This is a genomic window from Stenotrophomonas maltophilia (assembly GCF_023518235.1).
In the GTDB taxonomy this organism is placed as follows: domain Bacteria; phylum Pseudomonadota; class Gammaproteobacteria; order Xanthomonadales; family Xanthomonadaceae; genus Stenotrophomonas.
Genome location: NZ_CP090423.1, coordinates 3,380,817 through 3,393,958, shown reverse-complemented (window position 1 = coordinate 3,393,958; position 13,142 = coordinate 3,380,817). Strand labels below are relative to the sequence as shown.

General features: G+C 67.3%; 6 protein-coding genes and 1 riboswitch. All 6 genes read right to left on the bottom strand.

Annotated features, from left to right (window positions below; all coding sequences use genetic code 11):
- Positions 1-76: 76 nt before the first annotated feature.
- The gene (locus LZ605_RS15845) at positions 77-532 is read right to left on the bottom strand and encodes an REP-associated tyrosine transposase (protein ID WP_249842431.1); all 456 of its coding nucleotides are present in this window, start codon (positions 530-532) and stop codon (positions 77-79) included.
- Positions 533-678: 146 nt separating this feature from the next.
- Positions 679-1,251, bottom strand: a complete 573-nt coding sequence (locus LZ605_RS15840) for a manganese efflux pump MntP family protein (protein ID WP_249842430.1) — start codon at positions 1,249-1,251, stop codon at positions 679-681.
- A 10-nt stretch (positions 1,252-1,261) separates the two neighbouring features.
- Positions 1,262-1,430, bottom strand: a riboswitch (yybP-ykoY riboswitch).
- A 140-nt stretch (positions 1,431-1,570) separates the two neighbouring features.
- Positions 1,571-5,029 carry a hybrid sensor histidine kinase/response regulator gene (locus tag LZ605_RS15835; RefSeq protein WP_249842429.1) on the bottom strand — a complete coding sequence of 1,153 codons (3,459 nt, stop codon included), beginning with the start codon at positions 5,027-5,029 and terminating at the stop codon, positions 1,571-1,573.
- Between the two features lie 138 nt (positions 5,030-5,167).
- Positions 5,168-7,315 (bottom strand): S46 family peptidase, encoded by a 2,148-nt coding sequence (locus LZ605_RS15830; protein WP_249842428.1) that lies wholly within the window; start codon positions 7,313-7,315, stop codon positions 5,168-5,170.
- 135 nt (positions 7,316-7,450) lie between these two features.
- Entirely contained in the window at positions 7,451-11,311 is a 3,861-nt protein-coding gene (locus LZ605_RS15825; RefSeq protein WP_249842427.1) for a translocation/assembly module TamB domain-containing protein, read from the bottom strand.
- Positions 11,308-13,104 (bottom strand): autotransporter assembly complex protein TamA, encoded by a 1,797-nt coding sequence (locus tag LZ605_RS15820; RefSeq protein WP_249844932.1) that lies wholly within the window; start codon positions 13,102-13,104, stop codon positions 11,308-11,310. The genes LZ605_RS15825 and LZ605_RS15820 overlap by 4 nt, the downstream gene beginning before the upstream one ends.
- Positions 13,105-13,142 lie beyond the last annotated feature (38 nt).

The window sequence follows — 13,142 nt, the reverse complement described above, 5'->3', positions numbered from 1 at the left end:
GGGCTCGGCTCTACAGACGTCATGATGCCCCTGTAGAGCCGAGCCCGCGCTCGGCTGCTCTTTGCCTCAATACCAATCACGCCTCAAGTGGCCATCGACTCCACGCATAGGGGTACTCCCCGATGCACGTGGCCAGCCCAGCACGCACCGGATTGGCCGCGATATACACCGCTTGCGTGCGCAGGCATTCATCACTGCGCAACGCATGGTCGTAATACCCCGGCTGCCAGATCGGCGCGTTGGCATCAATGCGCTTGCCGATGGATCTTCCACTCCTGGACTTCAGGATCTGCATGCAGCCAGCCAGCGTGCCAGCACGTAGTTCAATCATCCAATGCAGGTGGTCCGGCATGATCACCCAGGCAAGGGAGAAGGTCCGACCAGTCCGCTCTACTGTGCGTAGTGCTTCGATCAGCAGCTCAACGTTGGCCTTTTCACTGAACCAGGGCCGACGCGCATGCGTCACCGTGGTGATCGAATAGACATTGCCGGTATGCGACCAACGACCATAACGGAGTGCGGGACTGGCCATGCAGGAAGACTATGGCGCAGCAGACGATCTCCACATCAGCGAAGTCCTGCGCTGCATGTCGGCCATTGCCGCAATATAGAGCCCAGCCCACGCTCGGCTGCTTCACACGCCAGCCGGGCATGGGCTCGGCTCTACAGGAACAGGCGTCACCCCACGCCGTGCAGGTGTTCGTACAGGATCGTCGCGCCGATGATCACCAGGATCACGCCACCGATGATCTCCGCGCGCTTGCCGACCATGCTGCCCAGCACGCGGCCGAGCATGATGCCGACGGTGACCATGGTCAGCGTGCACAGGCCGATGACTGCGGCCATCACGCCGATATGCACGTCCATGAAAGCCAGGCCGATACCCACCGCCATCGCATCGATGCTGGTGGCGAAGCCGGTCAGCGCCAGCTTCCAGAAACCGTGGTGCTGCGAGGGATCTTCTTCCTCGGCGCTGTCCGGGCGCAGTCCGTTGTAGATCATGTGGATGCCCAGCGCGCCGAGCAGGCCGAAGGCGATCCAGTGGTCGAAGGCTTCCACGTACTGCAGGGCGGCACGGCCGAGAAGCCAGCCGATGATCGGTGTGATCGCCTCGATGACGCCGAAGATGATGCCGGCGCGCAGCGCGTCGCGGAACACCGGCTTGCGCATCGCGGCACCCTTGCCGATCGCTGCGGCGAAGGCATCGGTGGACATGGCAAAGCCGATCAGGAGGATCGAAATGGGGGACATTGGCGGCTGCTGAAGGTCGGGCAAGGACGGACGCACGGCTCGCGCTCGCGCCCAACCTGACGTTGCGCGCGCGGGCCGCTGGTCTCGCCAACCATCATGGTTGTCCACGCCACGGCGCACTGGCCGAGTATGTTGACGTGGACGATTCCTGCAAAGGAATCCGGCTACTCCCCAAGGGGACGCGCAGCTTAGCACCGCGACCCGCACGTGGCGCATTTCCAGGCAAACGCGCAGGCAGGGCTGGTTTGTATAGCGATGGCTATATCGGTGCTGCGTTGCGTGCAGGAGCCGAGCATGGGCTCGGCTCTACAGGTGCCCGTCAGGCGTCGTTGTTGCCGGCGTCACGCAGCGCGCCCAGGAAGGCGCGCAGCGAGGCCGGCTTGATCGGCTTGGTCAGCACCCGGTAGCCGCGTTCGCGCGCCATCCTCTTCAGCTCGTCGCGACCATCGGCGGTCAGCAGTGCGCCCGGCAACGGGTAGCCCGCTGCCTCGCGCAGGGCCACCAGCGCATCCAGGCCGTCCATGCGGTCGTGCAGGTGGTAGTCCACCAGCATCACCTGCGGGCGCTCGGCAATCTTCTGCAGCGCCTGGTCGACGGTGGCGGCAGTGATCACCTGCACCTGCCAACGGCCGAGCAGCGCGCGCATGCCGTCGAGGATCTCCTCGTCATTGTCCACGCACAACACGCGCAGGCCAGCCAGCGAATCGCTGCGTACCGGTGCGGACACCGCCTGTACCGGCGCGGCCAGCTCGGTGTAGCCTGGCAACGGCGCCACCCGCGGCAGGATGATCGAGAACATCGAGCCACTGCCCACCCGGCTGCGTGCGTTGAGGCGATGGTCAAGCAGGCGCGAGATGCGCTGGCAGATCGACAGGCCCAGCCCCAGACCCTGTTCGCCCCAGTCGAACGGCTGCTGGTAGCGGTGGAACTCGTCGAAGATCTGCCGCATGTGGTGCTCTGGGATGCCGGGGCCGGTATCCCACACCTGCAGTTCCACTTCATCACCACGATGACGCACCGCCAGCACGATGCGCCCCTGCCGTGTGTAGCGCAGCGCGTTGGCCAGGAAGTTCTGCAGCACACGGCGCAGCAGCCGGCGATCGCTGCGTACCCAGGCCGGGCGCGCGAACAGGTCCAGGCGCAGTCCGCGACCGGCGGCGACTGGCGTGTACTGCGCGGCCAGCTCGCGCATCAACGCGCTCACATCGAACTCGCCGATCACCGGGTGCAGGCCACCGGCATCCAGCCGCGACACGTCCAGCAGGCCATCAAGCAGCTCTTCGGCAGCGCGCAGCGATGCGTCCACGCGCTCGGCCAGATGCTTCTGCTCGTCGCTCACGTGGTCGCTGTCACGCAATGCCGAGGCGAACAGCCGCGCGGCGTTCAGCGGCTGCAGCACGTCATGGCTGATCGCGGCCAGGAAGCGCGTCTTCGACTGCTGCGCGACCTCGGCCTCGTGCGAGCGCTCGGCCACGCGCTGCTCCAGCGTCTCGTTGGCTTCCAGCAGTGCCTTTTCCGCGTGCTTGTAGTCGGTGATGTCGTTGTAGCTGGTCACGTAGCCACCGCCGGGCAGCGCCTGACCACGCATCTCGATCACCTTGCCGTCGCTGCGGGTGCGCTCGAACACATGCGGTGAACCGGCACGCATGTAGCCAATGCGGCGGTTGATCTGTACCTCGATATCGCCTTCGCCCAGCTCACCGCGCTCGGCGTTGTAGCGGATCAGGTCGGCCACCGGGCGGCCCACGTAGAGCATGCCGTCGGGGTAGCCGAACATGTCCTGGTAGCGGCGGTTCCAGGCGGTCAGGCGCATGTCCGGGTCGACCACGCTGACGCCGGCGCTGATGTTCTCCAGCGTCGTCGACAGGATCTCGCGGTTGAAGCGCAGTTCCTGCCCAGCTTCGTCCAGCACCGCCACTACTTCACCCAGGTCCATGCCCGAACCGCGCAGCAGGCTGGTCAGCAGCAGGCGCGCCGATGCCGCGCCGATCGAGGCGGCCAACAAGCGTTCGGTGAACTGCACCCAGGGCCGGTCGGCGGGGGCGGAGGATTGCAGCTCGCGGCCCAGCGACTGTGCCTGCTCGAAGAACGAGCGCCGCGCATGGCGCTCGCCAACCACGCGCGAGGCCAGCGCCAGCAGATCGCCCACATGCACGTGCCCGGGCCAGCCACCGGCCACCGACGGGCGCTCGGCATACGGGTCGAGGAACGGCGCGGCACGCAGGCGCTCGTCCACGCCGGGGCGCCAGCGCGCGGACACCAGCATCATCGTTGCCGCATTCACCAGCAGCGACCAGAAGGTGCCGTGGGTCAGCGGATCCCAGCCGGTCATGCCGAACAGCTGCTGCGGGCGCAGCCACTCGATGCCGAACGGTCCGTGCTGCACCCAGCCCGCGTCAACCCAGCCGGCCATGGTCATCGCCGGCAGCAGCAGGGTGTACAGCCAGGTGGCAAAGCCCAGCAGCATGCCGGTCTCGACGCCGCGACGGCTGGCTCCACGCCAGTACAGGCCACCGATCAGGCCCGGCGCGAACTGTGCCACTGCGGCGAAGGCCATCAGCCCATACGAGGCCAGCGTGCTGTCGTTGCTGCTGGTGCGGTAGTAGCTGTAGGCCATCAGCGCCAGCATCAGGATCGCCAGGCGGCGGATCCACAGCACGCGCGAGGCAACATCGGCCGCCTCCTGATGGTCGCCACTGCGGCGCAGCAGCACCGGCATCACCAGGTCGTTGCTGACCATGGTGGCCAGCGCGATCGAGGACACGATGACCATGCCGGTGGCGGCCGAGAAACCGCCCACATAGGCGATCAGCGCCAGCGCGTTGCGGCCTTCGGCCAGCGGCAGCGCCAGCACCATCGAATCGTCGGCAACGCTGCCACCGGTGCCGAACAGGGTCACGCCGGCGGTGGCGATCGGCAGCACCATGGCCGAGATCAGCACCAGGTAACCGCCGAACATCCAGCGCGCGCGGCGCACATCGCGCACATCACCGCACTCGACCACGGCCACGTGGAACTGGCGCGGCAGGCAGATGATGGCCAGGAAGCTGAGCAGTGTCTGCGAGATGAAGCCGACCGGCGGCAGGCCGGTGAACAGCGTATGCACCGACTCAACCACCGCGTCGGTGCGGTTGCTCAGCCACAGGTAGGCGAACACGCCCACCGCCAGCATGGCCAGCAGCTTGATCACCGATTCGAAGGCGATCGCCAGCATCATGCCGTGGTGGTGCTCGGTGGCATCGACCTGGCGGGTGCCGAACAGGGTGGCGAACAGCGCCATCAGCAGCGCCACGTACAGCGCCGGGTCGCTGAAGAAGCCGGTCGGCCCGGTGTTGCCGGTCAGCACCTGCAGGCTCATCGCCACCGCTTTGTACTGCAGGGCCAGGTACGGAATGATGCCGATCAGCGCGATGATCGCCACCAGCGCCGCCAGCCGCCGCGAGCGGCCGAAGCGCGAGGAGATGAAGTCGGCGATGGACACCACGTTCTGGCTGCGCGCGATCAGCGCCAGGCGCTCGATGATGCGCCAGCCGAACAGCAGCAGCAGCAACGGGCCGATGTAGATCGGCAGATAGCCCACGCCGTTGCGCACGGCGGTGCCGACCGCGCCATAGAAGGTCCACGACGAGCAGTACACGGCCAGCGCCAGGCTGTAGACCACCGGCCGCAGCCACGGCCGGTCGGGATACATGGGCCGACGGTCGCCCCACCACGCTACGCCGAACAGCAGCGCGGCATAGGCAACCGAGACCAGCAGCAGGATCCAACTGGAGACCACGCGTGTGTTTCCGTCGGAGGAGGGGTCAGTAGATCACGACCGTTGGTGGTGAGGGTAGGTCATGACGGTAGGTCACCACCGTTGGTCGTGACTGAGCCTCAGCGCCCACCAACAGTGGGCACCCACCCGCAACCGGCCTTATTCTGCCGGCACGCCCATTTCCTTCAGCAGCTCGGGGGCCGGGTAGACCTTGGCCAGCAGCCAGCGCAGGTAGCGCATGTCCACGTGCACGGCGCGCTTGTAGCGCGGGTCGAACCACCAGCTGGCGCTGACCGATTCCCAGTTGCTGTCGAAGTTCAGGCCGATCAGTTCGCCCTTGGCATTGAGCACTGGCGAACCGGAGTTGCCGCCGGTGGTATCCAGGTTGGTCAGGAAGTTGACCGTCTGGGTCTTCAGTGCAGGGTCGGCGGTGCTGCCGAAATCACCCTTGGCGATCGCCGCCAGCAGTGGCTTGGGCGCATCGAACGGATAGGCGTTGGTGTTCTTCTCGACGATGCCGGCCACGGTGGTCACCGGCGAGTAGGTCACGCCGTCGCGCGGGTGCAGTGCCTCGACCTTGCCGTAGCTGATGCGCAGGGTGCGGTTGGCATCCGGATATACCGCGCGGCCCTGCTTGGCACGCCAGGCGAACAGCGCCTGCATGTAGGCCGGGCGCAGGCGCAGCTGCTCGCCTTCGCGGGTCTTGCTCTCGTTCTCGATGCGCAGCTGCGCGGCCACCAGCGGGCCGGCCACGGCGATCAGCGGATCGGCGGCCAGCGCCTTGCCTTCGCGCGCGGCGGCGAAACGGGACAGGCGCTGCGCCTCGTCACCCAGCTGGGTGCCGGCGTACAGGGTGTCCAGCGCCTTGGCCAGCTGTGCCGGGGTGCGGCCGAAGGCGGCGTCGAACTCGGCCACGCGCTGCGCATCCGGCAGCTGCTGATAGCGGGTCAGCAGGGTGGTCAGCAGGGCCTTCTCGACTTCCGGCGCGTAACGGCGCTGGACCTGCTTGAGCACGCCTTCGATCATCGCCTGGTCGCGCTGCTGGTAGCCGCTCTCGCGCTGTGCATCGGGCTTGGCCGATTCAATGCGCAGGCGTTCCAGCAGCAGGGCCGAGCGCAGCAGCTGGCTCTGCGCGGCCATCTGCTCCAGCAGCAGGTCACGCTCGCCCACCGCCGCACCCTGCGACAGGTTGGCCAGCAGTGCCTTGATGTCGCCCTGGTACCTGCGGTCGGTGGCGGCCAGCATGGCCGTCTCGTCGGCGGCACGCTGGGCCTTGGCGTCGCTGCGCAGCAGGCCTTCCAGCTCGCCGGCGGCGCGCTTGCGGTTGTTCTTCAGCGACTGCAGCTGCGAGGCGTAGCGGGTGCGCGCCTGCGCGTCCTTGGCGCTGGCGGTCTCGATGGTGTCGATCATCTGCTGGAACACCGACACGCGGCGCGGCAGCACGGCATCGATCTGGCCGGCGAATTCGGCGGCCGTGCGATGGCGGTAGGTGATGCCCGGGTAACCGGCCAGCATCGCGTAGTCGCCTTCCTTCGGGCCTTCCACCGACATCTGCAGGTGTGCCGGCGCCTGGTAGGGCACGTTGTCCTTGCTGTAGGCGGCCGGCTTGCCGTCCTTGCCGACGTAGGCGCGCAGCAGGGTGAAGTCACCGGTGTGGCGCGGCCACATGAAGTTGTCGATCTCATCGCCATAGTTGCCGATCGCGCGCGGCGGCGCGTACACCAGGCGCACGTCGCTCAGTTCCAGCTGGGCGATGCGGTAGAAATCGGTGCCGTAGTACATGTTGGCCACCGAGCAGCGCACGCTGCCGTCCTTCTCGCACTCGGCCACGATCTGCTTGCTGGCCGCGTCCACCGCATCGAAGTAGGCCCGGCCGGTCTTGCCGCGGGCCTGGGCCAGCACCTGATCGGTCACCTTGTCGAAGCCGACGGTCACCAGCACGCGGAAATCCGGGTTGGCCGGGCGCTCGTCGGCGCGGCCATTGGCGATGAAGCCGTTGTCGATCAGGTTGTGCTCGGGCGAGCTGTTGTACTGGATCACGCCCATCGCCACGTGGTGATTGGTCAGCAGCAGGCCGTCGGCGGACACGAACGAACCGGTGCCACCACCGGCACGCACCACGGCGCTCAACGGCGGCGCGGTGACGTTGGCCAGGTCGGCCGGGTTGCCCTTGAAGCCGGCCGCCCGCAGCGGCTTGGCCAGCTCCGGCAGCTGGGTCGGCATCCACATGCCTTCATCGGCATGCGCGCCGGCGGCGAGGGTCAGGCCCAGGGCCAGGGCGGTGGGAAGGGCTTTGCGTGGCGACATGAGGCAATCCGGTACGACAGAACAGCCCGGGACCATAGCCGCTGGGGCCCGGCGGGGCAACGGCCGATGGTTGGGGGTGGGTATTGCACCCGCCGGGCGTGGCCCGGCGTGGCCCCATCCACGCATGGCGTGGCGCTACTTTTCCCTGCGCCAGTTGATTGAACCGCGGTTTTCCACCGTGCTCGATTCCACTTCCACGTCGAAGCCACGGCGCAGCAGGTACTTCAGCGTGATCACCGAACCGGCACCGACCAGCGACACGCCGTAGCCGACGTAGAGCTTGGGCGAGATGTACTTGCCGACGCCGATCACCGAACCGCCCAGCGCGCGCGACTGGCTCACGCCGGCATCGTCCAGGCCCAGCTTGGCGCCCAGCTGCGAGGCCAGCAGGCCGCTGCCGGCCGACAGTGCCGCCGAAGCCGCGTTGACCTGCTGGGTCTGGTCGCTGCTGGCGCCGGTCAGGCTGCGCCCCAGTACCAGGTAGGCCAGTGCTTCGGACTGCGACATCGCCGGATCGGACCACACGTCCGCGCGCGGCTGCTGCGCGCGCCCGGTCACATCGATGCCGGCGGTGACATCACCGATCCGGCGCTCGGCGCGGATGTTGATGCGCGGGTCGGACACCGCGTTGTAGTTCCAGGTGAGATTGCCACGGGTGATGGTCAGGTCCTGGCCGTAGGCCTTGTAGCGACCGCTCACTTCCAGGCCACCGTTGGCGGTCATCTCGCGGCCGGGCTTGGCCCACACCTGCATCTTGCCGGTCAGCGCGCCCTTCAGGCCGAAGCCGGTCATCTTCACCTTGTCGCCGAGGCTCACCGTCAGGTCCATGTCCAGCGGCGAGGTGCGCGACTCTTCCGGATCCACCGGGTCGAGCACCACCACGTCTTCAGACACCGACGTGCCACGGTCCAGGCGTTCCAGATCGATGTCGGCCTCGGGCACGTGCACCGTGCCGCGCAGTTCCATCGCGGCCTTGGCCAGGGTGAAATCAAGGTTCGGGTTGGCAATGATGCGCAGTTCGCTGGTGTTGGACACCAGCACGTTTTCGCCATGGATCTTCAGCTGCAGCGGTTGCGCATCGCCGAACCAGGACAGACCGCCGTCCACGTACAGCGTGCCCTGCCCCGAATTGGCCTGCGCGGTGATCTTGGCCGAGCCATCGGGCTGGGCGACGAAGCTGCCCTTGCCCTGGTCGAGGGTCAGGCCCAGCGCCGGGAATTCACCCTTGAAGTTGCTCAGCTGCGCATCGCCGCCCAGCGATGGCTGGCCACGCGTACCGCGCAGGCTGACGTGGCCTTCGATCAGGCCGGTGGGGCGCACGATGTCCGGCGAGAACAGCTCCAGCCAGTACAGCCGCGACATGTTGAGGTACAGCTCACCGTTCAGCGGCGCACTGGCTTCCCAGCCGGTCTGCATCTTGGCGTCGACGAAGCCGTTGCCCTGGAAGCCCATGCCCAGGTAGCCCTTGATGCTGGCCGGGGTCATGTCCAGCTTCAGCGAGAACTGGTCATAGCGCACCAGCTCGCCACGGGTGGTATCGCCCACCGTGACCCGGCTCTCACCGAGGCGGATGCCGCCTTCCTTCGAGCGCACTTCCACGTGGCCTTCCCAGGCATTGCCGCGCGGGCGGATCTGTGCGTCCAGGCTGACCTCACCGCGCAGGTTGATGCGGCGGCCGGACTGCGGCGGCAGCCACGGCTGCACCAGCGCCAGCGGCAGCGCGTCACTGCGCACCACCAGGCCCTCGCGCGGCCAGTTCGCCTGTGCGCACAACGCGCCGCTGCTGGCGGCGGCCAGGCAGGCTTCGGACAGGGTGTAGGTGCTGCCATTGATCGCGAACGCCGCCGGTGCACGCAATGACCAGGCATCGCCCTTCACCGGTGCGATGCGCAGCGACGCCAGCTCGCCGCGCCACTGCGTGCCCTGCTGGCGCACGCTGCCCTGCAGCTCCACCGCGCCCATCTCGTTGCGGGTCTGCGCGGCCAGGCGCAGGTTGGAAACACTGCCCTGCGCATCGATGTTGAGTCGTTCCAGCAGCATGCCGGCGTTGACCTGCTGGCCCTGCACCGCCAGCGTGCCGCTTTCGCCGCGCCACGGAAGGTGGCCCTTGATGCTCACGCTCTCGGCGCCGTAGCCATCCCAGTTGAGGTTGTTGCCGACCAGGTCGGCGGTGATGTCCGGTGCGTCGCGCGGGCCCTTGACCTGCACCTGACCGCGCAGGCCGCCATCGGCGCCCGGCAGCAGATCGCTCAGCTGCAACGGTTCGAAACGCGCATCGATGTCGAGGCGGTCGCCGACCTTGCCCGACGCGGTCACCCGGCTGCTGCCCAACGCCAGCTTCAGCTCGCCCTGGCCCTGCTCACCCTGCAGCGCGAACTTGCCCTGCGCATCGAGATTGCGCTGGCGCAGGATGCCCTTCAGCGACGGCAGATCCACCGTGGCTTCCAGGGTACCGGCGGTGCCCGGCGGCGCATTGGCCGGCGGCGGCAGCTGGCGGCCCTTGGACGCCAGATTGCCGGACAGGCGGCCGTTCCAGCCCGGCACGAAATAGCCGGGATCGAAGTCCTTCAGCGTGGCCTTGGCGTCCCAGTCCAGCTGCGGCGCCCACGCCACCTGGCCCTCCACCTGCAGCTGGCCACCCGGCGTCTGCGCCTGCAGCTGGTGGATCGACGCGGCCTGGTCGTTGCCACGCACGTCGAAGCGCAGCTGCGCCTTCTGTGCATCACGTTCGACATCGGCGCGGCCGATCGCCGCCCAGGCCTTGAGCGTACCGGCCAGGCCGAAGCGTGCTTCCTTCAGCGTCACCGGCACCGGTGCGCTGCCGGCGGTGTTCGGGTCGGGCGCCGGCACGTAGGTCAGATCGTGCGCCACCACCGAGAAATTGAGCGTCTGCTGGTCTTCCTTGCTGAAATCGGCGGTGCCTTCCAGGCGTGCATCGCCGCCCAGCCCCTTCACCACCAACGGCGACACCTTCAGCACCTGGTCCTGCAGCGAGACCACCGAAGGGGCCAGCTCCAGTTCCTGCCCACCCTGCTTCAACCTGCCGTGCAGGTTGGCGTTGCCGCCCTTGCCGCTGGCAGTGAAGTCCAGCGCCAGCGGCGCGATCGCCGAACCTGCCAGGGCGGGCGACAGCAGCGCCAGATCCAGCTCCTCGCTGCGCACGCTGGCGTTCCAGGTCGGATCGGTGCGCCCGTCGAACACCAGCATCGCGTGCAGCGGCTTCGGCGCACGCCCGGCCACGGCCACTTCCATGTGTGCCAGATCGCCGCGTGCCACCAGCCCCACCGTGGCGGCGGTACGCCCACGCGGTGCCGGCAGCACCGCCGTGACGGTTACATCGGTGTCGTAGTCCTTGGCCGGGATGTAGCGGCCCTGGGCAGTGAAGTTGCCCATGTCGCTGTCCACCACCAGCTTGCGCGCCTGGAATTCGCCGTTGGCGATCTCGATGCCACCGCGCACGCGGCTGATGTCGATCACCGGTTCGTTGGCCTGGCTGATGCGGAACCCGTCGATGGCGATGGCATCGGCCTGGATGGCCAGCGGCATCTCGATCTGCGGCAGGGAATCCGGCCACGACGGCAGCTTGAACGGCTCATCACTCTTGGCCAGGTTCAAGGTCGCGTTGGTCAGCTCCAGCTTGTCCAGCAGCAGCTTGCGGCCCAGCAGCGGGCGCAGGTCCGGCTCCAGGTGCGCGCGCTCGGCGTGGAAATGGATGTCGTCATAGCGGAAATCGACGTTGTACAGGGTCAACGGGCCGGCCACCGGGCCATCCACCTTGTCCCAGGTGAAGCTGGCACCCACCGGCAGGCGCGCCACCACCTGCGCCAGCAGCACGTCACGGCCGGCCACGGTCTGCAGCAGCCAGTACACCGCCAACAAGGCCAGCAGCACCAGGCCGATCACACCCACGCCGGACCACGCCCAGAAGCGCCGGCGGCGGTAGAAGCGCACGCGCGGCGGCGTGTTCGGGTTCGGGCTTGGTGCGGGCGTGCTCACAGGTCCGCTCCGATGTTCAGGTACAGCTGGAACTGCGAATCCGGGTTGTTCAGGCCGTGGGCGATATCCACACGTACCGGACCCACCGGCGATTTCCAGCGCACGCCAAAGCCGACGCCGGTATGCAGGTCGATGGTGTTGTCAAAGGCACTGCCGGTATCGACGAACACCGCCGCACCCCACGGGCCACCGTTGAAGTAGTGCTCGTACTCGGCCGAGCCGATCACCAGGTTCTTGGCACCCAGCGCGTACTTGTCCGGTGCCGGCGTGCGCGGGCCCACCTCGCGGTAGGCATAGCCACGGATGCTGCGGTCGCCACCGGCGAAGTAGCGCAGGCTCGGCGGCATCGCCACCAGGTCGCTGGTCCAGGTGGTACCGCCTTCGCCGCGCAGGATCAGGCGATTGCTTTCACCCACCGGGATGTACCAGCGCAGCACGGCATTGGCCTGCACGAAGCTGGTATCGGAGCCGGCGCCCTCGACGCCGGCACGCATCGTCGCGGTGCCGCTGATGCCCTTGCGCGGGAACATCTGGTCGTCCACGTTGACGTAGTCGGCGACCATCTGCGGGTACACCAGCGTCGAGGTGTTGTAGACCGCATCGGTGAACTCGGTGCCGGAGGCATAGCGCCAGCGCTCGCGCAGTGCGTTGATCGAGGCGATCGCGGTCCAGTGCTCGTTGATCTCGCCGCTGCGGCTGGCAATCAGCTTGAAGTTGCGCAGATCGATGTAGTCGGTCTGTTCGTCGTAGGCGCTGGCGGCGAAGGTATACCAGCCGTCCAGCCAGTTGAAGGCAGGGATGCGGTAACTGGTCACCAGGCTCTTGCGCTTCTGCGCATAGTCCAGCTGCGTGTTCATCTTGTGCCCGCGGTTGTTCAGGAACCGCCGCTCGATGCCGCCGCGCACACCCGGGCCGCTCTCGCTGCCATAGCTCAGACCGGCCGTGTAGATGGTGCGCTTGGCGCGGGTCAGCTTCACATCCACCGGCACTTCGCCGTTCTCATCGGCCTGGTCGGGCCGCGGCTGGATGTCGATCACGCTGAAGTAGTCCAGCTTGGTCAGCGACTGCCGCAGCCGGTCCAGCTTGCCCTCGTGGAAGTAGCTGCCCTGCTCCCAGTACACCAACGGGTCGAACAGCTTGTCGACGAAGTAGTCCTGCTCGAAACGCACCGGGCCCATGTTGTAACGGCGGCCGCTGTCCCAGGTCAGGTCGATGTCGGCGGCATTGTCGGCACGGGTGATCTGCACCTGGCGCTGGGTGTAGTCGGCATCGAAATAGCCGCGTTCGGCCAAGCGCCGGGTGATGGTGATCTTGCTGGCTTCGTACTGGGTATGCTCGAAGCGCTGGCCCTTGCGGGGCTTGAACGCGGCCAGGTCATCCTGCAGGTACTGGTCGTACATGGCCGGGCCGGTGATGTCGATGTGCTCGCGGCGCACGGTCACCGGGGTGCCCTTGTCGACATGGATCAGCACCCGCACATGCTCGTTCTCGCGCGGGGCTTCAACGGTGATCACCGGGTTGTAGTAGCCGAACGGCTCCAGCGCCTGGCGGGTCTGCCGCTCGGCCTGCGACAGCAGGTACTCCAGGCGCGATTCGCCCTGTTCCTTGCCGATCGTGTCGTACAGCGACAGCGATTCCTGGATGTTCTCGATGATTGCGGCGTCGTCGCCCTTGTCCAGTCCCTTGATGTCCACCTTGTCGATGGTGCCGCGCGCGTGGGCCACGGAGGTGGCGGCCAGCGACAGGACCATCAGCGGCAGGGCGTAATTCTTTGGCTGCATGCGGCACAGCATACCGACCGGAGGTGACGATGCGAAATGCATCACGCCCT

Excerpts from the sequence above, each read along its gene's own strand:
- LZ605_RS15845 (WP_249842431.1), bottom strand. The coding sequence starts at position 532 with ATGGCCAGTCCCGCACTCCGTTATGGTCGTTGGTCGCATACCGGCAAT.
- LZ605_RS15840 (WP_249842430.1), bottom strand. The coding sequence starts at position 1,251 with ATGTCCCCCATTTCGATCCTCCTGATCGGCTTTGCCATGTCCACCGAT.
- LZ605_RS15830 (WP_249842428.1), bottom strand. The coding sequence starts at position 7,315 with ATGTCGCCACGCAAAGCCCTTCCCACCGCCCTGGCCCTGGGCCTGACC.
- LZ605_RS15820 (WP_249844932.1), bottom strand. The coding sequence starts at position 13,104 with ATGCTGTGCCGCATGCAGCCAAAGAATTACGCCCTGCCGCTGATGGTC.